The organism is Kitasatospora sp. NPDC057198 (genome assembly GCF_042670125.1).
Taxonomy (GTDB): domain Bacteria; phylum Actinomycetota; class Actinomycetes; order Streptomycetales; family Streptomycetaceae; genus Kitasatospora.
In genome coordinates this window covers 16485-41119 of record NZ_JBHUWH010000016.1, presented here as the reverse complement: position 1 = coordinate 41119, position 24635 = coordinate 16485, and the positions used below count along the sequence as shown (strand labels likewise).

23 protein-coding genes are annotated in these 24635 nt (G+C 75.2%); 13 read left to right on the top strand and 10 right to left on the bottom strand.

From position 1 onward, the window contains the following. Positions 1–64 precede the first annotated feature (64 nt). The 3 genes from ACFUEL_RS03780 to moaA form a co-directional block, all read right to left on the bottom strand. The gene (locus ACFUEL_RS03780) at positions 65–814 is read right to left on the bottom strand and encodes an HNH endonuclease family protein (protein ID WP_380234331.1); all 750 of its coding nucleotides are present in this window, start codon (positions 812–814) and stop codon (positions 65–67) included. A gap of 180 nt (positions 815–994) precedes the next feature. Continuing rightward, positions 995–1678 carry a pyridoxal 5'-phosphate synthase gene (locus ACFUEL_RS03775; protein ID WP_380234329.1) on the bottom strand — a complete coding sequence of 228 codons (684 nt, stop codon included), beginning with the start codon at positions 1676–1678 and terminating at the stop codon, positions 995–997. A gap of 103 nt (positions 1679–1781) precedes the next feature. Next, positions 1782–2801: a GTP 3',8-cyclase MoaA gene (gene moaA / locus ACFUEL_RS03770; RefSeq protein ID WP_380234328.1), complete on the bottom strand. Its 1020-nt coding sequence runs from the start codon at positions 2799–2801 to the stop codon at positions 1782–1784. A gap of 130 nt (positions 2802–2931) precedes the next feature. Here moaA and ACFUEL_RS03765 point away from each other — a divergent pair, with 130 nt between their 5' ends. Then, positions 2932–3546 (top strand): NTP transferase domain-containing protein, encoded by a 615-nt coding sequence (locus ACFUEL_RS03765; RefSeq protein ID WP_380234326.1) that lies wholly within the window; start codon positions 2932–2934, stop codon positions 3544–3546. Between the two features lie 46 nt (positions 3547–3592). Here the strand turns inward: ACFUEL_RS03765 and ACFUEL_RS03760 are convergent, their stop codons facing one another. After that, on the bottom strand, positions 3593–4318 hold the full coding sequence (locus ACFUEL_RS03760; RefSeq protein ID WP_380234324.1) for an alpha/beta fold hydrolase: 726 nt from the start codon (positions 4316–4318) through the stop codon (positions 3593–3595). 258 nt (positions 4319–4576) lie between these two features. On the opposite strand from ACFUEL_RS03760, the gene ACFUEL_RS03755 reads away from it, so the two are divergent. From ACFUEL_RS03755 to ACFUEL_RS03740, 4 genes are all read left to right on the top strand, one after another. Further along, a complete protein-coding gene (locus ACFUEL_RS03755) occupies positions 4577–5440 on the top strand; it encodes a hypothetical protein (RefSeq protein WP_380234323.1) in 864 nt (287 codons plus the stop codon). A 285-nt stretch (positions 5441–5725) separates the two neighbouring features. Then, positions 5726–6505 carry a hypothetical protein gene (locus ACFUEL_RS03750; protein ID WP_380234322.1) on the top strand — a complete coding sequence of 260 codons (780 nt, stop codon included), beginning with the start codon at positions 5726–5728 and terminating at the stop codon, positions 6503–6505. Between the two features lie 95 nt (positions 6506–6600). After that, on the top strand, positions 6601–7401 hold the full coding sequence (locus ACFUEL_RS03745; RefSeq protein WP_380234321.1) for a (2Fe-2S)-binding protein: 801 nt from the start codon (positions 6601–6603) through the stop codon (positions 7399–7401). 153 nt (positions 7402–7554) lie between these two features. Further along, the gene (locus tag ACFUEL_RS03740) at positions 7555–8574 is read left to right on the top strand and encodes a DUF2637 domain-containing protein (RefSeq protein ID WP_380234320.1); all 1020 of its coding nucleotides are present in this window, start codon (positions 7555–7557) and stop codon (positions 8572–8574) included. 214 nt (positions 8575–8788) lie between these two features. Here the strand turns inward: ACFUEL_RS03740 and ACFUEL_RS03735 are convergent, their stop codons facing one another. Then, positions 8789–10990, bottom strand: coding sequence for a SpoIIE family protein phosphatase (locus ACFUEL_RS03735; protein ID WP_380234319.1), 2202 nt, complete (start codon positions 10988–10990; stop codon positions 8789–8791). A 287-nt stretch (positions 10991–11277) separates the two neighbouring features. Beyond that, a complete protein-coding gene (locus ACFUEL_RS03730) occupies positions 11278–11700 on the bottom strand; it encodes an ATP-binding protein (RefSeq protein WP_380234318.1) in 423 nt (140 codons plus the stop codon). Positions 11701–12260: 560 nt separating this feature from the next. Between ACFUEL_RS03730 and ureA the strand changes: the two genes are divergently transcribed. The 3 genes from ureA to ACFUEL_RS03715 are packed head-to-tail and all read left to right on the top strand — an operon-like array spanning position 12261 to position 15844. Continuing rightward, positions 12261–12971, top strand: coding sequence for an urease subunit gamma (gene ureA, locus ACFUEL_RS03725; RefSeq protein ID WP_380234316.1), 711 nt, complete (start codon positions 12261–12263; stop codon positions 12969–12971). A gap of 46 nt (positions 12972–13017) precedes the next feature. After that, positions 13018–14739, top strand: coding sequence for an urease subunit alpha (locus tag ACFUEL_RS03720; RefSeq protein WP_380234314.1), 1722 nt, complete (start codon positions 13018–13020; stop codon positions 14737–14739). 58 nt (positions 14740–14797) lie between these two features. Further along, positions 14798–15844 carry an agmatine/peptidylarginine deiminase gene (locus ACFUEL_RS03715; RefSeq protein WP_380234313.1) on the top strand — a complete coding sequence of 349 codons (1047 nt, stop codon included), beginning with the start codon at positions 14798–14800 and terminating at the stop codon, positions 15842–15844. A 34-nt stretch (positions 15845–15878) separates the two neighbouring features. Here ACFUEL_RS03715 and ACFUEL_RS03710 read toward each other — a convergent pair whose 3' ends face one another. Together ACFUEL_RS03710 and ACFUEL_RS03705 are read right to left on the bottom strand one after the other, a co-directional pair. After that, positions 15879–16715 carry a hypothetical protein gene (locus ACFUEL_RS03710; RefSeq protein ID WP_380234311.1) on the bottom strand — a complete coding sequence of 279 codons (837 nt, stop codon included), beginning with the start codon at positions 16713–16715 and terminating at the stop codon, positions 15879–15881. A gap of 192 nt (positions 16716–16907) precedes the next feature. Further along, the gene (locus ACFUEL_RS03705; RefSeq protein WP_380234310.1) at positions 16908–17141 is read right to left on the bottom strand and encodes a hypothetical protein; all 234 of its coding nucleotides are present in this window, start codon (positions 17139–17141) and stop codon (positions 16908–16910) included. A gap of 140 nt (positions 17142–17281) precedes the next feature. Between ACFUEL_RS03705 and ACFUEL_RS03700 the strand changes: the two genes are divergently transcribed. After that, positions 17282–18040 (top strand): GntR family transcriptional regulator, encoded by a 759-nt coding sequence (locus ACFUEL_RS03700; RefSeq protein ID WP_380234309.1) that lies wholly within the window; start codon positions 17282–17284, stop codon positions 18038–18040. A 126-nt stretch (positions 18041–18166) separates the two neighbouring features. Beyond that, positions 18167–18769 carry a TetR/AcrR family transcriptional regulator gene (locus ACFUEL_RS03695; protein WP_380234308.1) on the top strand — a complete coding sequence of 201 codons (603 nt, stop codon included), beginning with the start codon at positions 18167–18169 and terminating at the stop codon, positions 18767–18769. Positions 18770–19039: 270 nt separating this feature from the next. On the opposite strand, the gene ACFUEL_RS03690 is transcribed toward ACFUEL_RS03695, so the two are convergent. Then, on the bottom strand, positions 19040–20527 hold the full coding sequence (locus tag ACFUEL_RS03690; RefSeq protein WP_380234307.1) for a protein phosphatase 2C domain-containing protein: 1488 nt from the start codon (positions 20525–20527) through the stop codon (positions 19040–19042). Between the two features lie 251 nt (positions 20528–20778). On the opposite strand from ACFUEL_RS03690, the gene ACFUEL_RS03685 reads away from it, so the two are divergent. The 3 genes from ACFUEL_RS03685 to ACFUEL_RS03675 all read left to right on the top strand — a co-directional run bounded on the left by ACFUEL_RS03685 (position 20779) and on the right by ACFUEL_RS03675 (position 22929). Then, on the top strand, positions 20779–21357 hold the full coding sequence (locus ACFUEL_RS03685; RefSeq protein ID WP_380234306.1) for a hypothetical protein: 579 nt from the start codon (positions 20779–20781) through the stop codon (positions 21355–21357). Positions 21358–21469: 112 nt separating this feature from the next. After that, the gene (locus ACFUEL_RS03680) at positions 21470–22201 is read left to right on the top strand and encodes a DUF3105 domain-containing protein (RefSeq protein WP_380234305.1); all 732 of its coding nucleotides are present in this window, start codon (positions 21470–21472) and stop codon (positions 22199–22201) included. A gap of 122 nt (positions 22202–22323) precedes the next feature. Beyond that, entirely contained in the window at positions 22324–22929 is a 606-nt protein-coding gene (locus ACFUEL_RS03675) for a DUF305 domain-containing protein (RefSeq protein ID WP_380234338.1), read from the top strand. A gap of 134 nt (positions 22930–23063) precedes the next feature. On the opposite strand, the gene ACFUEL_RS03670 is transcribed toward ACFUEL_RS03675, so the two are convergent. Next, positions 23064–24491, bottom strand: coding sequence for an MFS transporter (locus ACFUEL_RS03670; RefSeq protein ID WP_380234304.1), 1428 nt, complete (start codon positions 24489–24491; stop codon positions 23064–23066). Between the last annotated feature and the right edge of the window lie 144 nt (positions 24492–24635).

Here is a 24635-nt window from a genome sequence, read left to right as displayed (position 1 = left end):
TCCCCGGGGAGCCCCGGACGGCCCCGGGCCTTTCCCGTCGACCGCCGCCGACCCGGCCCCCGGGTCAGCCGCCGCACAGCGCGAGCATGGTCTTCTTGTCGGCGGGCGTCACCGGCAGCTGGTACTTCAGCGAGACCTGCGCCCACCGGATCGCGTACGAGCAGTGCACGGCGGTGTTGGCGGGGAGCCAGGTGGCCGGGCCGGAGTCGCCCTTCGAGGCGTTCTGCGAGCCGTCGGCGGGGATCAGGTTGAGCGGGTCGTTGGCGATCTGCACCCGCTTGGCCTTGTCCCACTGGGCGGCGCCCTGCTGCCAGTCGTAGGAGAGCGGCATCACGTGGTCGATCTGGATCTTCGACGCCTGCTGCTTGGTCCACTGCACGGTCTTGCCGGTGTACGGGTCCCAGATGGTCATGCCGGTGACCGTGCAGGCGGAGCCGTCCTTGTGCTGGACCTGCTGCCCGTCCCGGGCCAGCACGTCGTCGCGCGTCCCGCAGTTGTTGTGGCCCAGCGGCACGCCGTCCACGTTGTCGGTCCACGGCGGCCCGAACTGGTCGCGGTCGTAGCCGGTCTTCGGGCCGGCGTCGGCGGTCTTGACCTTGGCGATGAGGTCCCGTCCGGCCTTCTTGTCGGCGTCGCCGCTGACGGGGGCGAGGCCGGGCTTGGTCCCGTCCGGGTTCTGCAGCGGGTTCGTCCCCTGCGAGACCGCCCCCGAGGCGCCACCACCCCCGCCCCCCTTCTGCGCGCTGGTGCACCCGGCGAGGGCGAGCGGACCGAGCAACAGGACGGCGGCGACGGCGGTACGGCGGGAGCGCACGGTGTTCCTCTGCGGCTGGGCGACTCTGACGGCCCACCAGGAGACCAGCCCCCGATCCGCCGGGTCAAGCCGGTCGGGCCGCGACATGACCCACCTCACAAACCGGGCAAACCCCGCCCCGCCGCGCTCCGCCCCCGCCACGAACCGCAGAGCAACGGTCACCGGCCGCGCCGGATCCGCTCAGGGCCACAGCCGCCCGCGCGTCCAGTCCTCGCCCGCGCGCTCGTAGCGCAGCCTGGTGTGCCTGCGCTCCTTGTCGGCCTGCCAGAACTCGACCTGCTCGGCGCGGACGGTGTAGAGCGTCCACTCGGGCACGACCAGGCCGGGTTCCCGCTCGACCCGCTCCAGCGCCCGCTCGGTGGCCAGTTCGAGTTCCCGGACGTCCCGGAGCGGGCTGCTCTGCCGCCCGGCCAGCGCCTCGGCGCGCGCCCCGGGCGAGCGGGCCAGGAAGTCGTCCGCGCTGCGCTCCGCCGACTCCGGCGCGACGGTGCCGGTGATCCGGACCTGCCGGGCTTGCTGGGGCCAGTAGAAGGAGAGCGCCGCCACCGGGTTCGCGGCCAGGTCGCGCCCCTTGGGGCTGGCGGCACCGGCGGCGAACTGCCAGCCGCGCCGGTCCACGTTCTTCAGCAGCAGCGCCCGCGCCGAGGGCGTGCCGTCGGCGCCGACGGTGGAGAGCGTCATCGCGTGCGGCTCCCGGACGCCGGCGTCCACCGCCCCGGTCAGCCAGTCGACGAACAGCGTCTCGGGCCGCTCCGGCGCCGCGTCCGGATCGAACTCCGGCAACTCCCCGGCGAAGACCGCGAGGCCGCGCAGGTACTGCCTGATGTCCGTCGTGCCGAGGCCCGTCGTGCCGATGTCCGCCATGGGAAATCCCCTCCCCGCCCGGTGTCCTTCGTCCGCCCGGCGATCCTACGCCCGCTCCCGGAACCGCCCGGCCGCCCGGCCGCCCGCGCGCTCACCCGCGCGCTCAGCCGCCGATCGCGGACATCGGCCGGTCCGGGCGGACGAAGTCGGCGTCGCCGATCCGGTGCCCGGGAGCCTTGCGGGCCACGCAGTCCCGCCAGGCCCGTTCGATCCGTTCGTCGTCGGCGCCGCCGCGCAGCAGTGCCCGCAGGTCGGACTCGGCGGTCGCGAACAGGCAGTTGCGCAGCTGGCCGTCGGCGGTCAGCCGGACGCGGTCGCAGCCGGCGCAGAACGGGCGGGTGACGGAGGCGATCACGCCGACCACGTGGTCGGTGCCGTCCAGCCGCCACTCCTCGGCGGGCGCGTTGCCGTGCCGGCCGACCGGGAGGAGCGTCCAGCGGGCGGCGAGGACGGCGAGGATCTCGTCGGCGGTGAGCATCGCGGTCCGGTCCCAGGCGCCCTGGGCGTCCAGCGGCATGGACTCGATGAAGCGCATCCGGTAGCCGTGGCCGACCGCGAACTCCACCAGGTCGACGAGTTCGTCCTCGTTGACGCCGCGCACCGGCACCGCGTTGACCTTGACCGGCTCCAGCCCGGCGTCCCGCGCGGCGGCCAGCCCGGCCAGGACGTCGGCGAGCCGGTCGCGGCGGGTGAGCGCGGCGTACCGCTCGGGGCGCAGGGTGTCCAGGCTGACGTTCACCCGGTGCAGCCCGGCCTGCTTCAACTCGGCCGCGCTGCGGGCGAGTCCGATGCCGTTGGTGGTCAGCGACAGCTCGGCACCGAGTTCGGCGAGCCGGGCGACGAGCGCGGGCAGGCCCCGGCGCAGCAGGGGTTCGCCGCCGGTGAGGCGCAGGGTGCGGATGCCGAGGCGGTGGACGGCGATCCGGGCCAGCCGGAGCAGTTCGTCGTCGGTGAGCGCCTGGTCGCGCGGCAGCCAGTCGAGCCCCTCGGCGGGCATGCAGTAGGTGCAGCGCAGGTTGCACCGGTCGGTGAGGGAGATCCGCAGGTCGGTGTGGACCCGGCCGTACCGGTCGACGAGCGGTGCGGGAGCGCCGGTGGGGGTGTCTGGGGTGCGCGGTGCCATGGGGCCAGTGAACGGGGGCGGCCGGGGCCCGGTCCAGGGACGGAACGGCCGGGAGCGGCGGACGGGCGGCGGGCCCGGCCTGTCGGATCGTCCAAGGCGGCGGGGCGGGGTGCGGCAGCAGACTGTCCTCATGACTGGCGGCGCGGAGGAGTTGCGGGTGCCGGCCCTGGTGCCCGCCCTGGTACTGGCGGCGGGCGGCGGCTCCCGGCTGGGCGGGCGGCCGAAGGCGCTGCTGCCCTACCGGGGGCGTCCGCTGCTGGAGCACGTGCTCGGGGTGGCGACGGACGGCGGCTGCGACGGGGCGGTGGCCGTGCTGGGCGCGGCGGCGGCAGAGGTGCGGGCCCGGACGGCGACCGGGGACTGTCGACTGGTCGACAATCCCGACTGGCGCACCGGGATGGCCTCCTCCCTGCTGGTCGGCCTCGCCGCGCTGCCGCCGGAGGCCACCGCCGTCCTCGTCCTGCTGGTGGACACCCCGGGCGTGACCGCCGAGGCGGTACGCCGCCTGCGCGCCGTCCACACCGCCCGCACCGACCTCGCCGCCTGCGCCTACGCCGGGCACCGGGCCCACCCGGTCCTGATCGGCGCCGCGCACTTCCCCTTCCTGCGCACCACCGCCGCCGGCGACGCGGGCGCCCGGACCCTGCTGGCGAGCCGCCCGGTGACCCTGGTCGACTGCACCGGCACGGGCGCCCCGGACGACCTGGACACCCCGGACGACCTGACCCGGTGGGGCATCGACTGACCCCCGCCGCGCCACCGCGCCACCGCGCCCGCCCGGCGGCAGGGGCTCAGCGCTCGGCTTCGGCCAGCAGCGCGGCGGCGAGTTCGGCGGGCACCGAGAGCATCGGCCAGTGGCTGGACTCGATCACGGCCGACTGCCAGTGGCCGCCGTCGGTCAGTGCGGCGGCGTCGGGGCGGAGCGGTGAGCCGTCGCGGCGGCAGTGCAGGTAGGTGGCGGTGAGCGAGGCGAGCGGGCGGGGGAGGTCGACCGGGTCGGTGAGGGTGGCGCCGGGGTGCGGGACGGCGCGGGCGAGCAGGTCGCGGGTGTGGTCGGGGGCGAGGCCGTGGGCGGCGAAGGCGGCGGGCGGCAGCGGCGGCCAGTCGGTGCCGTGGGCGGCTATCGCCCTCCGGACGACCGTTCCGCCGTCGGGGAGCGAGGCGACGAAGGGCTGTCCGTGCACGGGGAGGTTGGCGTCCACGAAGACGGTGCGGCGCAGGCGGTCGCCGAGCCGGGCGGCCGCGATGCCGACGGGGACGCCGGAGTAGCTGTGCCCGACCAGGACGGTGCCCCCGCCGTCCCCGCCACCGACCGCCTCGGCCGCCTCGACCGCCTCGACCGCCGCCACGACGTCCCGCACGTGGGTCTCCAGTCCGGCGGTCTCGTCGCGGCGCTCGGCCAGGCCCGCCAGGGTGATCGGCACCGCCCGGTGTCCGGCCGCCTCCAGGAGCGGCGTCACCTCGTCCCAGGCCCACCCGCCGAGCCAGGCGCCCGCTGTCAGTACGAAAGTCGTCATGACGGAAACCTACGCCACGCGATCCCCAGCCTCTAAAGGGAGTTGACGGTACATCAGTACCGTCCCGCCGGCACCTTCCCGGCCCATCCGTCACCGGCGTCCCGCCCGGCCGCGTGCGCCCCCGGCGCGCGACCGTTCGCTCACCTTTCCGCCACCTCAACTGCATTGGAGGAATCCCTCATTCCGCACCGGCCGGGCCCCCGATCGGCCAGGATGGAGTCACCCCCTCCCGCTCGACCCGAACGGACGGTGACCGCCATGCCGCTGCCCGAGGACGCCGCCGACGCCACCGATGCCCCCGGCGCCGCGGTGCCCGCCGGTTTCTCCCCCGGTTCGCCGTCGGGGGCCAGCCAGGTCCGCTGCCCGGCCTGCCGGGCGGAGCACCGGTACGAGCCGCCGAGCCTGCCGTGCCCGTGCGGGGCGCAGTTGCGGGTGCCGCTGCTGCGCGGCGGGGTGCCGGTGCAGGTCAGGTTCCGGTCCTGGGAGGACTCCTGGCTGAGCATGCGCTGCCCGCACTGCGGGCGCAACGACCAGTGGCCGCAGCCGGAGTTCACCTGCGACTGCGGGGCGACGGTCCGGCTGCCGGTGGACCGGGTGCCGCGGATGCAGGGCGCGGACGCACGGTCGAGCCGTCCGGTGGAGAGCGCCCGCCCGTACACCACCGCGGTGCCGCCGGCCGCCGACCCGGCGCCGGACCCGCTGGCCGCCGGTTCGGGCGCGGCCCGGGCGCTGCGTCCGCCGTTCCGGCCGCAGCCGGTGCGCACGCCGCAGGACGCGGTGCTGACGGCGGCCCGGTACCTGCAGTGGCTGGGTTTCTACCACCTGGAGCTGACGCCGGGCCAGGAGCGCGACTCGACCACGCTGCTGGGCAGCCGGATGGTGGCCCGGGTGGACACCTGGTCGGAGCCGGCGGACGTGAAGGAGGTGGAGTGCCTGTGGCTGGAAACACTCCACAGCGAGGACGTCGCGGCCGCCATGTTCACCGTCGCCGGGTACTCCCGGCAGACCGTGGTGCGCGGCGAGCAGCTGCTGGTGGCGCTGTTCACGCTGGACGCGGCGGGCATCCCGCAGCCGTCGAACGGCGCCGCCGAGGCGCTGATGGAGACCGGCTGGACGTCCTGACGCCCCGTCCGCCCGCCCTGCCCGCACGCTCCCGACGCGCCCCTGCCGCGCGCCTGTCGCACGCCCGTCGCGCGCCCGGAACACCCCCTGGGCGCCCCCGTCGCACGCCCTTGACGACCACCGTCCGGATCGGGCCGTTCCGGATTTCCTCGCGCTCGTGATCTGGTGCACAAGCTCCCGCGCGTGTTGAATTGCCGCCACGACGCGGGCCCTCGGGCCGGCGGGTCGTTGCATGGCGCGCACAAGGAGGTGGCGTTGTCGGTGCACGGTACTGCCCCGGGGGGCATGGCGGACGTCGTCTGGCGGCTGCGGTCGCGCGGCTGCTGGCAGGAGGCCGCGGACCTGCTCCGCCCGCAGGCCGGGCGGGACCCGGCCGCCGCGCTCCAGCGGGCCGAGCTGTTGATCGAGCAGTGCCTGTTCACCGCGGACCACTGGGAGCGCGCGGAGGACGCGCTGCGCCACGCCGAAGCCTCGGTCGCGGGCATCGAGACGCGCGCGGCGGCGTCCTGCGCGCGCGGGTTCCTGGCGTACGTGGCGAGCGTGCTGGGCCGGCGGGACCGGCTGGACGAGGCGCAGGCCGCGCTGGGACGGACCTCGGCGCTGCTGGCCCCGCGGGCGCCGGGCCGTCCGCTGCTGGACTTCCGGCGGGGGCTGGTCGCGGAGAACCTGCTGCACGATCCGGTGGCGGCGCACAGCGCGTACACCCGGGCGCACGAGGGGGCCCGGGAGCGGGGGGACGAGCTGCTGCGCTCCTCGACCTGGCGGCACCTGGCGGGCCTGGCGCAGGCCGCGGGCGACCGGGAGCGGGCGCACGCGGGGTTCGCGGCCTCGCTGCGGCTGCGCGAGGAACTGGGTTTCACGGTGGGGGTGGCCCCGGCACTGGCCTCGCTGGCAGAGGTGTCGGATCCGGGGGAGGCGGAGCGGCTGCGGGCGGAGGCGGCCCGGCTGGTGCAGGCGCTCGGCGGGGTGCCGGTGTGGCTGGCGAAGCGGTTGGCGCAGGTGCCGGCGCAGCCCGGCCCCCCGGACGGCGGCGCCCGGCGCGACCTGCGGCACGGCATCAGCTAAGGTGAGCCTTACCTGCCCGGGGCGAGCAGCAGTCCGGGCAGGTCCACCTCGCCCTGCCCGGGTCCGCCCCCGGGAGCACCACCCCGGGAGCCCGCGTGACCGCCCACCAGGTCGAGCAGTCCCCCTCGTCCGCCGGAGCGCCGCCCTGCCAGGACAGCTGGCTGCGCCTCGGCCGGGCCTTCCCCGACCTGCGGATCCACCACGCCGCCCCGCGCACCGGCCCCGACTGGACCGGCGCCGCCGCGCTCGCCGGGGACCGCGCCGCGCTGGACGCGATGATCGCCTTCGACGAGCGGCTCGGCCTCGACCTGTACGGCACCCCGACCCGTCCGGACGTCACCGCCGGGTTCAGCCTGCACCGCTACGCCTGGCCGGTCGCGCTCGCCTTCACGCTGCCCTGGCTGCTGGAGCGCCGCGTCCCGGTGCTGCCGGTCGACCGGGTCTCGATCAACCGCACCACCGGCGAACTGACCGCCGACCCGGCCGGCTTCCACTGCCTGCCCGGCGACCCGGCGGCCGGCCGCCCCGGCGCCCTGGTCGTCCCGGACCGCCCGGCGCTCGACGCCGCCCTGCGCACCGCGCTCGCCGAGCACTTCGCGCCGCTGCTCGACTCCTTCCGCCCCGCGGTGCGCCGCGGCCCGCGCACCCTGTGGGCGCTGGTCACCGACGACGTGGTGGACGGCCTCTGGTACGCCGCCGGGCTGCTCGGCGAGGAGCCCCCGGCGGTGGCCGCGCTGGAGGCCCTGCTCACCGGCGACGCCGCCGCGGCCCCGTTCGTCGGTACCCCGGGCTTCCGCGGGACGGCCGGCGCCCGGACCAGGACCCGGGTCAGCTGCTGCCTGTACTACACCGTCCGCCCGGCCGAACTCTGCGTCAGCTGCCCGCGCGCCTGTTAGCACCGCACGGCACCGCCGGTCTGACGATAATTCATTAACTCCGCCGGAATTCCCCCCTAACGGGGTAATGCCCCCGATCCCGCCTTGATCGCCGAATTTCTCCGCCATGATGGTCCCCGCCATCACGACCGGAAAGCGAGGCTGGATCAGGCTATGAGACTGTCGGACATACCGCTGGGCTGGGCCGTCGCCGGTACGGCCGCACTGCTGGCCGTCGTCGCCCTGCTGGCCTTCGCCCGCAGCCGCAGCGGACCGGCCACCCGCACCACCGGCAGCGGACCGGACTCCGCCTGGGAGCGCGCCGAGGAACGCCGCCGCCGCACCGAGTCCCTCTACGGCGGCGCCTCCTACCTGCTGCTGTTCTGCTGCGCCGCGGTCGCCGCCGCGCTCTCCTTCCACGGGCTGGTCGGCTTCGGCGTCCAGAACCTCGGCCTCTCCGGCGGCTGGGAGTACCTCGTCCCGTTCGGCCTCGACGGCGCGGCCATGTTCTGCTCCGTCCTCGCCGTCCGCGAAGCCAGCCACGGCGACGCCGCGCTCGGCTCCCGCCTGCTGGTCTGGCTGTTCGCCGCCGCGTCCGCCTGGTTCAACTGGGTGCACGCCCCGCGCGGCCTCGGCCACGACGGCGCCCCGCAGTTCTTCGCCGGCATGTCGCTCTCCGCGGCCGTGCTCTTCGACCGCGCCCTCAAGCAGACCCGGGTCGCCGCCCTCCGCGAGCAGGGGCTCGTCCCCCGCCCGCTCCCGCAGATCCGGGTGGTCCGCTGGCTGCGCGCCCCGCGCGAGACCTACGCCGCGTGGTCGCTGATGCTCCTGGAGGGGGTCCGCACCCTGGACGAGGCGGTCGAGGAGGTCCGCGACGACAAGCGGACCGCCGCCGAGAACCGCGAACGCCGCCGGATGGCCTCCCGCCGCGAACGCGCCGAGATCCGCGCCATCGGCCGCCAGCCCGGCGCCGGCTGGCGCCACCGCGCCGCCCGCCAACTCGAACCCGCCCCCGCCCCCGCGGCCTCCGCCACCCCGACGGAGCCCGCCATAGCGACCCCCACCGGCCTCCCCGCCACCCCCACCACCCACCGCAGCGTCGTGGACCTCACCCCCGAGGAGGACACCGTGACACTGCCCCGGCTCGACTCGCTCGAGCAGAAGCTCAAGGACCTGGAGCAGCAGTTCGGCTGATACGGAGCCCCGACAGGGAGCCCCGACAGGGGCTCGGGGAACGGCGAGTCCGTGCTGCTGACGGCCGGAGCCCATCGAAGGTTCGTGCTGCTGCGTTGTAGTAACAGAACCCGAAGCCGATGCGCGCCACGGCAGTGAACCGCCAGCAGACCGGGCCTCGCCGTTCCCCGAGCCCCTGTATGCGCGCACCCGCCGAGCCCCCGGCAGGGGCTGCTCAGGTGCTGAGCTCGAACCACATCCGCTTGCCGGTCCCCCGGGGTTCCACGCCCCAGGTGTCGGCGAGCGCCTCGACCAGCATCAGTCCGCGGCCGGAGGACGCCTGTTCGCCGGGGGTGCGGCGGGTGGGCCAGAGGTCCGACTCGTCCTCGACCTCGACGCGCAGGCGGGCCCGGCCGTGCTCCTGGTAGAGGCGGGCGGTGAACATCGCGTCCCGGTCGGTGTGCCGGATCGCGTTGGTGACGAGTTCGGAGGAGAGCAGCTCGGCGGTGTCGATCAGCTCGGGCACGCCCCAGCGCCGCAGCGCGTCCCGGAGTTCGCCGCGCAGTTCGGCGATCCGGGCCAGGTCGGCCTGGCCGATCCGGCGGCGCAGCTGCTGCGCGGCGCGCCCGCCGGCCGGGCCGTCCCAGCGGAGCAGCAGCAGGGCGATGTCGTCCTCGCGTTCGCTGGTGTCGGCGGCCTGGGAGGCGATCCGGTCGGCGAGTTCCTCCAGCGGTTCGCGGGGGGACTCGTCGATGCCGGGGAGGTGGCCGGAGACGGTCGCGCAGAGCCGGGCGAACCCGGTGTCGAGGTCCATGTCGCGGGCTTCGACGAGTCCGTCGGTGCAGAGCACGACGGTCTCGCCGGGGTCGAGGCTGAACCGGGTGACCCGGTACTCCTCGTCGGGGTCGACGCCGAGCGGGAGGCCGCCGGAGACCGGGACGGGGTGCGCGGTGCCGTCGGCGCGGCGCACCACGGGGTCGAGGTGGCCGGCCCGTACGGCGTAGACCACGCCGTAGTCGACGTTGACCTCGGCGTAGGTGCAGGTGGCGAAGTGGTCGGTGTCGAGGTCGGCGAGGAAGCGGGAGGCGCGGGCCATCACGGCGGCGGGCGGGTGGCCCTCGGCGGCGTAGGCGCGCAGCGCGATCCGCAGCTGGCCCATGATGCCGGCGGCGTGCACGTCGTGGCCCTGGACGTCGCCGATGACCAGGCCGACGTGGCCGCCGGGCAGCGGGACGACGTCGTACCAGTCGCCGCCGATCTGCAGGCCGGAGCCGGCCGCGAGGTAGCGGACGGCGGTGCTGACGCCGGGGACGGCGGGGACGGTGCGGGGCAGCATGACGCGCTGCAGGCCGGCCGCGAGTTCGTGTTCGGCGTCGTGCAGGCGGGCTCGGGCGAGGGACTGGGCGACCAGCCCGCCGAGGGTGGAGAGCAGGGTGCGCTCGTCGGCGTCGAGTTCGCGGGCGTCGTCGAAGGAGACCACGCAGACGCCGGTGGGGCGGCCGCTGGCCACCAGCGGGAGGAACGCCCAGGAGGAGCGGCCGCTCTCCTCGGCCCAGTCCCACGCCTCGGGGTAGCGCTCCCGGTACTCCTCGCGGCTGGAGACGAAGACCGGGGCGCGCTGCCGGATCGCCTCGGCGGCGGGGTGGGCGGGGGCGAGCGGGATCCGGTCGAACTGGTCGCTGAGCCCGTTGTGGTAGCCGCTGGAGCCGAGCAGGGCGATCCGGCCGGCCTCCAGCGAGGCCAGTGCGAGGCCGTCGGGGCCGAGGCCGGGCAGCGGGAGTTCGGTGAACACCCGGGCGACGTCCCGCACGGTGACGGCTTCGGAGAGCGCCCGGGCGGCCTCCTTGATGAACCGGGAGCGCTCCTCGCGCAGCGCGGCCTGCTCGTCGGCGCGCTCGCGCTTGTGCAGTTCGACGGTGGCGTCCCAGACGAAGCCGACCATCCGGGACGGGCGGCCGAAGGCGTCGGCGAGGACCCGGCCGCGGAAGCGCACGGCGTGCAGTTCGCCGTTCGGGAAGACGGTGCGGTAGTAGGCGCCGCACTGGCCGAGCTCGGCGACGGCGCGCTCGACCCGGCGGCGCACCACGGGCGCGTCCTGGGGGTGCAGCAGGGCCAGGAAGGAGGCGGAGGTGCGGTCGAAGGGCTGGCCGACCAGTCCGAGGATGGTGCAGGCGCGCTGGTCGCCGACCAGCACGTCGCGGCGGATGTCCCAGTCGAAGGAGCCGATGCCGTTGGCGGCCATCGCGGGTTCCAGCCACTCCGGGCTGGAGTCCCCGGTGCGGGTGGGCAGGCCGCGGCCGGAGGGCGGCGGCACGGCCCGGCCGGCGGCGGGCGGGCCGACGGCGGTGCGCAGCGGGTTGGCGTTGCTCTCGTTCCTGGTGGCCTGGGCGGGCGGGGTGCGGCGGGCGGGCCCAGGCGCCTCGGGCTCTGTGGCCATGCTTCTCCTGCCGGTGCCTTGCCTGGCGGCCGCTGGTGTTCCCGTGTCCCCTGCTGGGCCGGCCGGACCGCGATGGTTGCGTGTGCCTACTGGCACACATTCTCACTACCCTCTCGTATGTTCGGCAAGGCGGCAATGCCAGTGCGCCGAACGGTACGGATCGCACACGATCGCCGCTGGCATATTCACCCGCACCGGCCCCCGCCGCGGCCCCGGAATTCCCCGCTCCCCCGCCCCACCCGTCCCGCCGGGCACCACCCGCCCCCGTCGGACGCCGCCGGCGCCGTTCAGGCCGCGGAGAGCTCGAACCAGGTGGTCTTCCCGTCCGCCCGCAACTGCACGCCCCAGTCGTCCGCCAGCGCCTCCACCAGGAACAGCCCGCGCCCCGACGTCGCCGTCTCGGAGGCGGCGCGCCGGCTGGGCACCTGGGCCGCGCCGTCCTGCACCTCGACCCGCAGCCGGGACTCCTCGGTCAGCACCGCGTCGAAGACCGCACCCCGCCCGGTGTGCACCAGCGCGTTCGTCACCAGCTCCGAGGCGAGCAGCTCCGCGGTGTCGGCCAGTTCCTCCGGCACCCCCCAGTGGTCCAGCGCCGCCCGCAGCCTGCGCCGGATCGCCCCCACCGCCGGCAGGTCCGCCGCGTCCAGCGAGGCGTGCAGCCGCCGGTGCAGCGCGCACGCGGGCTGGTACGCCGCCGCCGTCCCGTGCACCGGCCCCCGGTGCTCGGCCCCCTCCCGCCACGTCGCCGACCGCTGCCGCGGAAACCTCGCCTGACCGTCCATCAACCTCTTACGCCCCCGCCGTAGTCCCGTCCCGGCCACACCGTTCCCCCCACCGGGCCGATGGCCGCCTCTCGCCTTCCTCTTGCCCACTCCACCACCGGAAAACCCCTCCGTACAGGAGAGAGCAACCACAACGGGGGCTCGGGAGAGCACCGCCAGGGACTCGGAAGAGCACCGCCAGGGACTCGGAAGAGCACCGCCAGGGGCTCGGGGAACGGCGAGGCCCAGGCTGCTGACGGTGCACTGCCGTGGCGCGCATCTGCTTCCGGTTCCCTTGAAAACACGCAGCCGCCTCAACCTCCGATGGGCTCCGACCACCAGCAGCACGGACCCGCCGTTCCCCGGGCCCCTGATTTCGCCCCCCACCGTTCTCCCCGGACCCCTGGCAGTGCTCTCCCTTCCCGCCGGGAGTGTCGGCGGTGCTAAGTTTGAACGGCGTTCTAACATCTGTACCGACCACCCCCCGCGACCCCGCAGAGCGAGGCACCGTGCGACTGACCCCCACTGAACGGGACCGGCTGCTGATCTTCACCGCGGCCGAACTGGCCCGCGCCCGGCGGGCGCGCGGCTTGCGGCTGAACGTGCCGGAGGCCACCGCCCTGATCGCGGACACGGTCTGCGAGGCGGCCCGCGACGGCCGCCGGCTGGCCGAGGCGATCGAGGCCGGGCGGACGGTGCTGAGCGCCGCGGACGTGCTGCCCGGCGTCGCGGACGTGGTGACGGTGGTGCAGGTGGAGGCGGTGTTCGAGGACGGGACGCGGCTGGCCGTGGTCACCGACCCGTTCCGCGGCGCGGGCTCGCTGGGCGAGGACGCGCCGGGTGCGGCGCTGCCGGGCGCGGGCGAGGGGTACGACCCGGTGGAGGAGACGCTGCTGCTGCCGGTGCGCAACACCGCCTCGGTGCCGGTCTCGGTGACGTCGCACTTCCACTTCTTCGAGTCGAACCCGCGGCTGGCCTTCGACCGGGCCGCCGCGTACGGCACGCACCTGGCGGTGCCGGCCGGTTCCTCGGTGCGCTTCGACCCGGGCGCGACGGTCGAGGTGGGCCTGGTGCCGATCGGCGGGGCCCGGGTGGCGATCGGGTTCGCCGGGCTGGTGGACGGTCCGCTGGACGCGCCGGGCGCGAAGGAGGCGGCGCTGGCGAAGGCTCGGGCGACGGGCTACCTGACCGAGTTCGACGACGCGGAGCCGGCCCGGTGACCGCCCCCTCGACCCCCCGGAAGTCGACCACCCGGAAGGACCCCGCATGAGCGCCATCACCCCGCACGACTACATCTCGGTGCACGGCCCGCGCGCGGGCGACCGGGTCCGGCTGGGCGACTCCGGGCTGATCGTCCGGGTCGAGTCGGACTCGCAGGCCCCGGGTGACGAGTTCCTGGCCGGGTTCGGCAAGACCGCCCGGGACGGGCTGCACCTGAAGCCCGCCGCGGTCCGCGACACCTGCGACGTGGTGATCTCCAACGTGCTGGTGATCGACGCGGTGCTGGGCGTCCGGAAGACCTCGATCGGCATCCGGGCGGGCCGGATCGCGTCGATCGGCCGGGCGGGCAACCCGGACACCCTGGACGGGGTGGAGGTGGTGGTCGGCACCGGCACCACCATCGTCTCGGGCGAGGGCCTGATCGCCACCGCGGGCGCGGTCGACACCCACGTGCACCTGCTGTCGCCGCGCATCATGGAGGCTTCGCTGGCCTCCGGGGTGACCACGATCATCGGCCAGGAGTTCGGCCCGGTCTGGGGCGTGGGCGTCAACTCGCCGTGGGCGCTGCGGCACGCGTTCAACGCCTTCGACGCCTGGCCGGTCAACATCGGCTTCCTGGGCCGCGGTTCGTCCTCCGACCCGGCCCCGCTGGTGGAGGCGCTGGCCGAGGGCGGCGCGTCCGGCTTCAAGGTGCACGAGGACATGGGCGCGCACACCCGGGCGCTGGACACCGCGCTGCGGGTCGCCGAGGAGTACGACGTCCAGGTGGCGCTGCACACCGACGGGTTGAACGAGTGCCTGTCGGTGGAGGACACCCTCGCGGTGCTGGAGGGCCGCACCATCCACGCCTTCCACATCGAGGGCTGCGGCGGCGGCCACGTGCCGAACGTGCTGAAGATGGCGGGCGTGGAGAACGTCATCGGCTCCTCCACCAACCCGACCCTCCCGTTCGGCCGGGACGCGCTGGGCGAGCACTACGACATGATCGTCTCCGCCCACGACCTCAAGCCCGACCTGCCGGGCGACGCCGCGATGGCCCGCGACCGGATCCGGGCCGGCACGATGGGCGCCGAGGACGTGCTGCACGACCTGGGCGTCATCGGCATCACCTCCTCCGACGCCCAGGGCATGGGCCGGGCCGGCGAGACGGTGCGCCGCACCTTCGCGATGGCCGGGAAGATGAAGGCCGAACTCGGCCCGCTGGACGGCACCGGCTCGTACGGGACGGCCGAGGGAGGCGACGACAACGAGCGGGTGCTGCGCTACATCGCCAAGCTGACGATCAACCCGGCGATCGCGCACGGCCTCGCGCACGAGGTCGGGTCGATCGAGCCCGGCAAGCTGGCCGACATCGTGCTGTGGCGCCCGGACCACTTCGGCGCCAAGCCGCAGCTGGTCCTGAAGGCCGGCTTCCCGGCGTACGGCGTGGTCGGCGACCCGAACGCCTCCACCGACCGCTGCGAACCCCTGGTGCTGGGGCCGCAGTTCGGCGCGCACGGCGCCACCGCCGCGGACCTCTCGGTGGCGTTCGTCGCCCAGGCCGCCGCCGACAGCGCCTACTTGGACGTGGCGGGCGACCAACTGCCCACCCGCAGGCGGCGGGTGGGCGTGCGCGGGACGCGCGGCATCGGGCCGCGCTCGATGCTGCGCAACGGCCGGATCGGCCGGGTCGACGTCACCGAGACCGGGCTGGTCTCGCTGGACGGCGAACCGCTGCGCTCGGCGCCCGCCGACTCGGTCCCGCTCAGCCGCCTCTACTTCCTCTGACCTCCCGACGAATCCCCCGACCGAACAACCACCCTCCCCCGCTTAGGACTTCACCCTCATGACCAGCTCCCCCACCCCCGCCTCGCTCGGCTTCCGGATGCCCGCCGAGTGGCACCCGCACGAGCGCACCTGGATGGCCTTCCCCACCCCGAACCCGACCTTCGACGGCCCCGAGCAGCTGGACGCCGCCCGCCGCGCCTGGGCCGAGGTCGCCAACACGATCGTCCGGTACGAGCCGGTCACCCTGGTGGTCAACACCGGCGAGGGCGAGGACGCCCGCCGGTACGTCGCCCCGGAGGTGGAGATCGTCGAACGGCCGCTCAACGACGCCTGGATGCGCGACACCGGCCCGTCCTTCCTGCTCGGCGAGAACGGCGAACTCGCCGCCGCCGACTGGGTGTTCAACGGCTGGGGCGCGCAGTCCTGGGCCCGCTGGGACAAGGACCAGGACATCGCCGAGCACATCACCGACCTGACCGGCGTGCGGCGCTTCGCCTCCCGGCTGATCAACGAGGGCGGCGGCATCCACGTCGACGGCGAGGGCACCGTCCTGGTCACCGACACCGTGCAGCTCGGCGAGGGCCGCAACGCCGACTGGACCCGCGAGCAGGTCGAGGCCGAACTGCACGCCCACCTCGGCACCACCAAGGCGATCTGGCTGCCGCGCGGACTGACCCGCGACTACGACGAGTTCGGCACCCGCGGCCACATCGACATCGTCGCCGCCTTCGTCCGCCCCGGCACCGTCCTCGTCCACTCCCAGCCCGACCCGGCGCACCCCGACCACGCCGTCTGCCGGGAGCTCGCCGACCTGCTGCGCACCGCCACCGACGCCCGCGGCCGCACCCTGGAGGTCGTCGAACTACCGGCCCCCACCGTCCTGTTCGACGAGGACGGCGAACCGGTCGACTACTCGTACATCAACCACTACGTGGCCAACGGCACCGTCGTGCTGTGCGCCTTCGACGACCCCCGCGACGAGCAGGCCAAGGCGATCCTGGAGAAGGCGTACCCGGGCCGCACCGTCGAACTGGTCGACGCCCGGGAGATCTTCGCCAACGGCGGCGGCATCCACTGCATCACCCAGCAGCAGCCCCGCGCCTGACCCCGCCCGGCGGCGGTGGGGGGGCCGGCGGCGGTCACGGCCGGGCGGGACCGGTGCGGTAGCCCACCCTGAGGGAGAGCGCGAGGACGGCGGCGTGCGCGGGGTAGGCGGCGGACAGCCGGGCCCGGTCGTACTGCTGCCAGTCGACGTAGTACGAGGTGGTGGACGACGGCGACTTGAGCACCCGGTCGTGCGCGGCGGTCCCGTCGTCGAGGGTCGGCAGGTAGGGGGCCTGCGCCACCTGGACGGCTCCGCCCGGCAGTACGGCGGTCCCCGAACCGGCGGGCGTCACGGAGCCGGAGCCGACCGGCACGGTGTACCGCACGAGGGCCACGTTCGGCCGCGCGGCCGCCGCCGCAGCCTCCGACGGGCCCGCGCCGTCGCCGGGGTTGTGCGCGTAGGCCAGCGCGCCGACCAGCCCGCCCTGCTCCCCCAGGTAGTACGGGGGATCGCTGGGACGCCAGCCCGCGGCGGCCAGGGCCGCGTCGAGCTGCCCGAGGCGCTGCTGGAAGTCGCCGTCGAACGCCTCGTACACCGTGGTGGTCCTGGAGCAGGCCACCTCGGTCCACGTCCGACGGGTGAGCGCGAAGCCGTGGTTGACCGGCTCGGTGCCGCAGACGTCCGCCACCGTGGTGCCCAGGTAGGTCGCCCAGGGCAGGGCGGCGCGCAGCCGGTCGAGCCCGCGGTCCGACTCGGCGGTCACCTCCTGGTCCGCCGCACGGGCGGCGGCCGACCGCGCGGCCTTCGCGACGTCGGGCTGCGGCTCGGGCCGCAGGCTCAGGTAGACCCAGGCGGCCGCCCCGACGACCCCCGCGAGCACCACCCACACGACCGCCGCGCACCCGCGCGACACGCCTCCGCGCCCAGACATCGCACCCGCCCCCCGAGTCTTCGACCGCATCCGATCCGCATGAGATCAGATGCGCTTCCCGGCCGTTCGGTTGCCCCGCCCCCGCTCCCGCCCCATTTATCGATCAACTCGCTTTCCCTGGAAGGGATCTGACGTACAGTCAGTTCGTGGTGCGGCGTTTTCCGGCCATTCTCCCCGCCCTCTCGGAGCCGGTCAGGGCCGCTCCTCGACCTGGGCCCAGAGGACGGTCCGCCCCTCGGCGGTGACGGACCCCCAGCGGTCGGCGGTGCGCAGCGCCTCGAGCAGTTCGCCCCAGGTCGGGACGTCGGCGGGCGGGGAGGGGACGCTGATCCTGGTGGCGCCAACGGCGGCCCGCACCTCCGCCCGCGCGCCCGCGGCCCGTTCGATCGCCGCCCGCAGCCCGGACGCGCGTGCGCTGATCTGCACCACTCCCACCCCTCCCCCAGGTGTACGGATACGGCCAAACCCTACACGTAGAGTGGTGCGGCGGGGGATACTGTTCCCCCATCGGCCGGACCACTCGACCGGGCCACTCGGCTGGACCGCACACCTCCGGAGGACGATCCATGACCACCAGCGGGCCCTCCGCCTACCTGCAGGTCGCCGAGCAGGTCCGGGACCGGATCACCGCCGGCGAGTTCCCGCCGGGCAGTCAACTCCCGTCCCTGGCCGACCTCCAGGCCCAGTACGGCTTCTCCCACGGGGTCGGCCAGTCCGCGTACCGGCTGCTGGAGCAGGAGGGCGTGGTGCTCGCCAAGCAGGGCCGCGGCTACTTCGTCCGCCGACCGGAACCGCGCGCCGCCCTGGTCCGCCGCCGCCCCGCGGACGGCACGCCCGGCCCGGACAACGCCTGCCTCGCCGAGCAGGGCGTCAGCACCGGGCTGCACAGCCACTCCACCACCGAGCCCGCGACCTCGGACACCGCCGAGCGCCTCGGCGTCGAACCCGGCGCCCCGGTGATGCACACCTCGTACGTCTACCTGGTCGACGGCGAACCCGGGTACCTCGCCGACTCCTGGGAACCGATGGCCGTCACCGGCCACCACCTGATCGCCCTGCCCGAAGCCGGGCCGTACAGCGGCCTCGGCGTCGCCGCCCGGATGGCCGCCATCGGCATCGAGGTCGGCGAACCCGTCGAACTCGTCACCGCCCGCGCCCTCACCCGCACCGAGGCCCAGGCCCTCGCCCAGCTCCCCGGCGCCCCCGCCCTGGCCGTCCGGCGCACCCACTACGACCGGGCCACCGGCCGCCCCGTCGAGACCGCCGACCTCGTCCTGCCCGGCGAACGCTGGGCCACCCAGTACGGCCGGCGCCCCGGCGCCTGACCCGCCAAGGCCCACCAAGGCCCACCAAGACCCGTCCGCGCCACCGCGAACGCGGCGGCTGGTGGCCTCCGCCCCGACCCCGTGCGGGAGACTGGACCCGAACCAGCAACGCACCGAGGAGTACGGATGGCGCAGCCCCGCACCCGCCGGCCGGCCCGCCCCCGCGAAGAGGTCTACGCCGCCGCCCGCACCGCGATCGCCGAACACGGCCTGGCCCGGCTCACCATGGCCGGCCTCGGCGAACAGCTCGGCATGAGCGCCGGCCACCTCCTCTACTACTTCGGCAGCAAGGACCAGCTCCTCCTGGAGACCCTGCGCTGGAGCGAGGCCCAGCTCGGCGAGCGCCGCGGCCGCGAACTCGCCCGCCGCGAGGCGCCCGTCCTCGAACGGCTCGCCCGCTACCTGGAGCTGTACCTCCCGGAGGGCCCCGGCGACCCCCGGTGGATCCTGTGGATCGAGGTGTGGAGCCGCTCCCCCGGCACCGCGGACCTCCGCCAGGGCCAGCTCGAGATCGAAACCCCCTGGCAGGACGACCTCACCGCCCTCCTCGACGAGGGCCGCGCCACCGGCGTCCTCCCCGCCGCCACCCCGCCCGCCGCCCGCGCGACCCAGCTCCGCGCCCTCCTCGACGGCCTCGCCATCCCACTGGCCATCGACCTCCCCGGCACCACCCGCGAAGACGCCCTCACCCACGCGACCTCCGCGGCGCACGCCCTGCTGGGCGTATAAGAGGCGCAATCAGGGGCTCGGGAAGAACGGCGAGAGGCAAAATCAGGGGCTCGGGGAACGGCGAAGAGCCCCGCCAGGGGCTCGGGGAACGGCGAGCACGGGTCTGCTGACGGTTCACTGCCGGAGCGCGCATCTGCTTCCGGTTCCGTTCAAGACACGCAGCAGCACGGACACTTCGATGGGCTCCGACCACCAGCAGCACGGACCCGCCGTTCCCCGGGCCCCTGATTTCGCCTCTCACCGTTCCCAGAGCCCCTGGTCTGCCCCCTGTTAGTCCGTCCAGACCGCCACCGCGCTGCGGTCGTCCGCGTAGCCCTTGGCGCGGACCTGGATCTGGCGGAGGAAGTCGACGGTGCCGGGCGGGTGCGGGTGGGCCCAGTGACTGGAGAGGAAGTGGGCGACGGCGGGTTCCTCGGCGATCGGGGCGGCCATGCCCGGGGTGCACAGCAGCAGGATGTCGCCCGAGGTGGCCGGGACCAGGCGGAAGCGGAACGGCCGGGGCGTGGGCATCGAGGCCGGGGGCAGCGGGGGCTGCCCGTCGGGGTGGTGCAGGAGGCGCGCGGCGTAGGCGTCGATCCAGTGGCCCGAGCGCAGCAGGTAGAGGCCGCCGGGGCCGGTGCCGAACGCGGCGCGGTGGGTCGCGGCCGGGTCGGCGGACATCAGCAGGCAGTGCAGCGAGGCGGTCTCCTCGGGCGGCAGGTCGGACGGCGCGTCGCCGTCCTGCGCGGCCTGCTCCGCCGCGCTGCGCAGGTGCACCGCGGACTGCAGGGCGATCCGCTGGAGGCCGTAGCGGAGGCGGTCCCGGGCCCCGGCCCGCAGGTCGGCGGAGAGTTCGGCCCGGCTGCGGCCGATCGCCGCGGCGAGCTGCCGGGCGGACTCGGCGGCCGCGGCGGACCCCCACTGGGCGTTGGCCCGGCGGGCGGGCGCGGCCAGTACGGTCAGCACCAGCGCCTCCGTGCCCTCGCCGAACCGTACGGTGAGCAGGGCATCGGTGCGCGGCTCGCCCCGGTAGCGGGCCGAGTCGCCGCGGACGGACACCGCCCGCAGCGTGGTGCCCGCGAACTGGGCGCCGTCGATGGCGGTGTCGGGCACCACCGCGGCCAGCCCGGCCGGGTCGGCGGCGGCCAGCGCGGTCGGCTCGGGCGCGTACGTCGGGGGCCGCTCCCCCACGTGCGGCACGGCGGGCGCCTGCGGGCGCCCCAGCCAGGGCGCGGCCCGCTCGGGCTCGACCACCGGCCCGGACACCGGCTCCGGTTCCGGCTCCGCCGCGTCCTCTGGCACGGGCACGGGCCCGTCCTGCGAGGGCGGTTCCGGCTCCGCCACCGGAACGTCCGTCAGGGTCGGCGTCGGCTGCGGTGCCGACTCGGTGACCGGCTGCGGCTCCGCCCGCGGTTCCGGCTCCGGCTGCACGGCCGGTTCTTTCGAAAGGTTCGGCTGGAAGTCGGGCCAGGCGGCCTCCGCCCAACTGCGCGACGCGGGCCCGACCGGTGCCTCTTCCTCGACCGCCTCTTCCTCGACCTCGACGGCCTCGACGGCCTCGGCTTCGGACTCGGCCGCCGCCTCCGGCGTCCGGTCGTCCTGCGCGGGGCGGCGCTGCGTGCCGATGAGTCCGGCGGCGGTGGTGAACCAGTCGTCGACGGTTCCGGTGTCGGTGTTCGCGGCAGGGGTGTCGGGCAGGGTGTCGGCGGGGCCCGCGTAGACGGTGTGCCACCAGGTGTCGTCGGGACGGGGCTGCCTGGGTGCGCCCTGCTCGTTCAACTGACCGCTCCTGATCCGTGAGGGGGCCGGACGTCAGGTCATTCTTCCGAAGGAGGCTGACGGTGTCCGGGATTCGGGACATCGCGCGGACGGCCGGGAAGGGTTCCGGCCACGGGGAGCGGGGCGGGAACGGGGCCGGTCCGGGCGGGCCCCAACAGGGCCTTCGGGGGCCGGGTTGGAGGGCGTCGGGCCGGAAAATGAGAGTCCAAGGGGGGCATCGCTTCACCCGATCGGCTGATTAATATGTGCGCATGGCCGCGCCAGGATCTCGTACCCGCCCCGGGGGGCCCGCATTCGCGGTGCTCCGTCCGGTGGCGGTGCTGTGGTCCCTGCTGCTGGCCGCGCTGCTCGCGCTGCTGCCGTGCGCGGCGAGTTCGGCGAGCGCCCGGACGCTGAGCGCACCGGCCCCCGGCCAGGAGTCGCACGGCGCGTCCGCGCGTCCTGGTCACGCCCCCGCCGCGGGGCCGTCCGGTCAGGCCCCCGCCGCGGGGCCGTCCGGTGGGGCGGTCCGGACGGCGGCCGCCCGGCCGAACGCGCGGTCGGCCGGGGCGGCGGTGTCGCCGCACCTGCCGGTGGCCGCAGGTGCCCCCGGTGCGGAGTTCCTCCTGTGCACGGCGGAGGCCCCGGGCCCGGTGCCCGGCCACGGCTGTTCCAACCACCCCTTCTGCGGGCCGGAGTCGCACCTGCCGAACGCGCCCCCGCAGCCCGGCACGGCCGTCCGTCCGCAGCTGGTCGCCCCGCCGGTGACGCCCGCCGCCCAGGTGGGCGGCGCCCCGACGGGGTCGCACCACGCACCCGACCTGCACGTCCTGCAGGTCCACCGGTCCTGAGCGGAACCCACCGCCGGCCTGCGCCCCGCTCGGGCGGGGAGGCCGTCGGCTCCGCTGCCCCCACCTCACCGCAGACCGCCGTGCACACCACGGCGGGGACAAGGAAGACACCATGGGTTCCGCCTCGAAGCAGTCCAACCCCACCGGCAAGCAGCCCAAGCCGGGTGGCAAGTCCGCCCAGCAGGCCGACCGCCGGGCCCGGATCGCCGAGCTCCGCGCCATCGAGCAGCGCCGCGAGCGCCGGAACAAGGTGCTGACCATCGGCGTCTCGTCGGTCCTGGTGCTCGCCATGATCGGCGGCGGCACCTGGCTGGCGTTGGACGCCAAGCACAAGAGCGACAAGAAGGCCGCCGCGGCGCAGGCTTCGGCCGACGCCGCGCAGAAGGCCAGGGAGGACGCCGCGAAGGCCGACATCCCGGGCCTGCAGACCTTCGGCAAGCTCACCCAGAACCACGTCCAGACCGAGGTGAAGTACCCGCAGACCCCGCCGGTCGGCGGCGACCACAACCCGGTCTGGCAGACCTGCATGGGCAACGTCTACGACAAGCCGGTCAAGAACGAGAACGCGGTGCACTCGCTGGAGCACGGCGCGGTCTGGGTCACCTACAACGGCAAGGCCACCGCCGAGGACATCAAGATCCTGAGCGACAAGGTCAAGGCCACCCCGTACAGCCTGATGAGCCCGTACCCGGACGAGCAGGGCACCATCACGCTGACCGCGTGGAGCAACCAGCTGATCGTGGACTCGGCCAGCGACCCGCGGGTGGAGACCTTCTTCGCCAAGTTCGTGCAGGGCCCGCAGACCCTGGAGCAGGGCGCCAGCTGCAGCTCGGGGGCGATGTGACCGCCCCCGCCGGCGGCGGGCCGGAGCAGGAGTTCGACGGCGGGCAGGAGGAGTACGAGGACGCGTACGGGCCGGAGCGGCCCGTCCGGCGCGGTCGGCGGGCGTTCTGGTGGCCCGCCGCGCTGGCGGCCGTGGTCGCGCTGGGGCTCGGCGTCCCGGCGCTGGTCTCGGGCAGCACGCCCGCGTCCGGCAGTGCGGCGACCGCCCCGGCCGCTCCGGCCACCGACTCGGCGGACGCCGGGTTCGCCCGCGACATGGCCACGCACCACCAGCAGGCCATCGACATGTCGTTCATCGTCCGGGACCGCACCCAGGACGAGGCGGTCCGCGGCTTCGCGTTCGACATCATCAACACCCAGGCCAACCAGCGCGGCATGCTGATGGGCTTCCTCGACCAGTGGGGCCTGTCGCAGAGCACCACCGCCAAGCCGATGGCCTGGATGGGGCACACCTACGAGGCGCACGACGGTTCGCTGATGCCCGGCATGGCGACCAACACCGAGCTGGACAAGCTCCGTTCGCTCAGCGGCCGGGACGCCGAGGTGTTCTTCCTGCAGCTGATGATCAAGCACCACAGGGCGGGTGCGGAGATGGCCCAGGCGTACGTGGACGCGGGGACCAACGCCCCGGAGAAGCGGCTCGCCCAGGGCATGGTCGACGCCCAGCACGCCGAGATCCAGCTGATGACCGACATGCTCGCCGAGCGCGGCGCCCAGCCCGCTCCCTGAGCCGCCGGCCGAGCCGCAGCACGGAACGCACGTCGCGCCGGAGGGCGCCGTCCGGGGCACCGACCCCGGGACGGCGCCCTCCGGCGTTCCGGCGGCGGTGCCCCCGGCCCGCTTCAGCCCCTGCAGAGCCGGATTCAGCCCCTGCAGAGCCGGACGGCCAGCACGGCGGTCGCCGCGAGCAGCAGCGGGACGACCCGGCCGCCCGCCGGCGCCCCGACCTGGTGGACGGCCAGCACCGGCAGGGCGGTGCCGAGCGCGGTGCCCAGGCTGCGCACCATGTTGACCAGGCCGCCGCCGACGGCGGAGCTCTGCGCGGGGATCGCCCGCATCACCAGGGCGTTGTTGGCGGGCAGCAGCAGCCCGAGGCCGTAGCCGGTGAGCAGCAGCGGCGCGGCCGTCGTCCAGGGGCCGGGGGCGGGCAGGGCGGCGAGGGCGAGCAGTCCGGCGGCGGCGGTGAGCGCGCCGCGGCGGCAGCGGGCGGCGTCGCTCCAGTGGCGGGGCAGCAGGGCGCCGCCGACGGTGGCGGCGAGGGCGAACGCGGCGGGGAGCGCGGTGATCGCGGCGCCCGCGGCGGTGGTGGTGGCGCCGCGTCCGGCCAGCACGGCGGGCTCCAGCACCAGCGGGCAGAACAGCAGCAGGTAGCCGATCAGCGCGACCAGCAGGCCGGCCCGGATGCCGGGGGTGTTGACCAGGCCGGGCGGGATGATCGGACGGTCGGCGCGGCGCTCCTGCCGGACCAGGGCGAGCGTGCCGGCGGCGGCCGCGGCGAGCAGCACGGCGACCGCCCAGCCGGGCAGCGGCAGGCCGGAGGCGGCGGACAGGGCGAGCAGCAGGCCGGTGGAGGCGGCGGCCAGCAGCAGCAGTCCGGCCAGGTCGAACCGTCCCTCGCGGCCCGCCGTCCGGGCCGGGCGGCGGCCGTCGGGGAAGGTGCGCGGCAGCAGGAACCAGCCCGCCAGCATCCCGATCACGCCGATCGGCGCGTTGACCCAGAACGCCCAGCGCCAGGAGGCGTGCGCGACCAGCAGGCCGCCGAGGGTCGGGCCGAGCGCCAGTCCGAGCGCCTGGGCGGCGGCCTGCACGCCGAGCGCGGTGCGCATCGCCCGTTCCGGTACGCCGCGGGCGACCAGGGCGACGCTGTTGGCCTGCATCATCGCGCCGCCGACGGCCTGCACGGCCCGGCAGGCGATCAGCAGGCCGAGGTTCCCGGCCAGTCCGGCGCCGAGCGAGGCGGCCGCGAACACCGCGAACCCGCCCAGGTACATGGTCTTGCGGCCGACCAGGTCGGACAGCCGCCCGACCGGGGCGAGCAGGGCGACCAGGACCAGCAGGTAGGCCAGCGAGACCCATTCGACGGCGGCGAAGGGGGCGCCGAAGTGGTCCTCCAGGGTGGGGAAGACCAGCGAGGTGACACTGGCGGTGAGCTGGCCGAGGAAGGCGCCCAGGCAGACGGTGCCGACGGCCAGCCAGTGCGCGTGCGGCCAGCGGGCGACGGCCCGGGGGCGGGGGCGTTCGGCGAGTCGGAGGGTGTCGAGCAGCCGGGAGGCGACCGCGGGTTCAGCCATGCGCCGAACATATCTGCTCCCGACATATTCGTTCAAGGAGTGTTTCCGTCCCCGAGCAATCCGGCCCGGCCCGACCACCCCTCCCCCGCCGACCGACGGATGGACTCCCGGTAGCCCCCGGCTGCCGGGTGCTACCGGGTCCGA

Excerpts from the sequence above, each read along its gene's own strand:
- ACFUEL_RS03710 (WP_380234311.1), bottom strand. The coding sequence starts at position 16,715 with ATGTCTGGGCGCGGAGGCGTGTCGCGCGGGTGCGCGGCGGTCGTGTGG.
- ACFUEL_RS03760 (WP_380234324.1), bottom strand. The coding sequence starts at position 4,318 with ATGACGACTTTCGTACTGACAGCGGGCGCCTGGCTCGGCGGGTGGGCC.
- ACFUEL_RS03685 (WP_380234306.1), top strand. The coding sequence starts at position 20,779 with ATGGCCGCGCCAGGATCTCGTACCCGCCCCGGGGGGCCCGCATTCGCG.
- ACFUEL_RS03670 (WP_380234304.1), bottom strand. The coding sequence starts at position 24,491 with ATGGCTGAACCCGCGGTCGCCTCCCGGCTGCTCGACACCCTCCGACTC.
- ACFUEL_RS03695 (WP_380234308.1), top strand. The coding sequence starts at position 18,167 with ATGGCGCAGCCCCGCACCCGCCGGCCGGCCCGCCCCCGCGAAGAGGTC.
- ACFUEL_RS03700 (WP_380234309.1), top strand. The coding sequence starts at position 17,282 with ATGACCACCAGCGGGCCCTCCGCCTACCTGCAGGTCGCCGAGCAGGTC.
- moaA (WP_380234328.1), bottom strand. The coding sequence starts at position 2,801 with ATGGCACCGCGCACCCCAGACACCCCCACCGGCGCTCCCGCACCGCTC.
- ACFUEL_RS03735 (WP_380234319.1), bottom strand. The coding sequence starts at position 10,990 with ATGGCCACAGAGCCCGAGGCGCCTGGGCCCGCCCGCCGCACCCCGCCC.
- ACFUEL_RS03720 (WP_380234314.1), top strand. The coding sequence starts at position 13,018 with ATGAGCGCCATCACCCCGCACGACTACATCTCGGTGCACGGCCCGCGC.
- ACFUEL_RS03750 (WP_380234322.1), top strand. The coding sequence starts at position 5,726 with ATGGCGGACGTCGTCTGGCGGCTGCGGTCGCGCGGCTGCTGGCAGGAG.
- ACFUEL_RS03775 (WP_380234329.1), bottom strand. The coding sequence starts at position 1,678 with ATGGCGGACATCGGCACGACGGGCCTCGGCACGACGGACATCAGGCAG.
- ACFUEL_RS03755 (WP_380234323.1), top strand. The coding sequence starts at position 4,577 with ATGCCGCTGCCCGAGGACGCCGCCGACGCCACCGATGCCCCCGGCGCC.
- ACFUEL_RS03715 (WP_380234313.1), top strand. The coding sequence starts at position 14,798 with ATGACCAGCTCCCCCACCCCCGCCTCGCTCGGCTTCCGGATGCCCGCC.
- ACFUEL_RS03740 (WP_380234320.1), top strand. The coding sequence starts at position 7,555 with ATGAGACTGTCGGACATACCGCTGGGCTGGGCCGTCGCCGGTACGGCC.
- ACFUEL_RS03680 (WP_380234305.1), top strand. The coding sequence starts at position 21,470 with ATGGGTTCCGCCTCGAAGCAGTCCAACCCCACCGGCAAGCAGCCCAAG.
- ACFUEL_RS03765 (WP_380234326.1), top strand. The coding sequence starts at position 2,932 with ATGACTGGCGGCGCGGAGGAGTTGCGGGTGCCGGCCCTGGTGCCCGCC.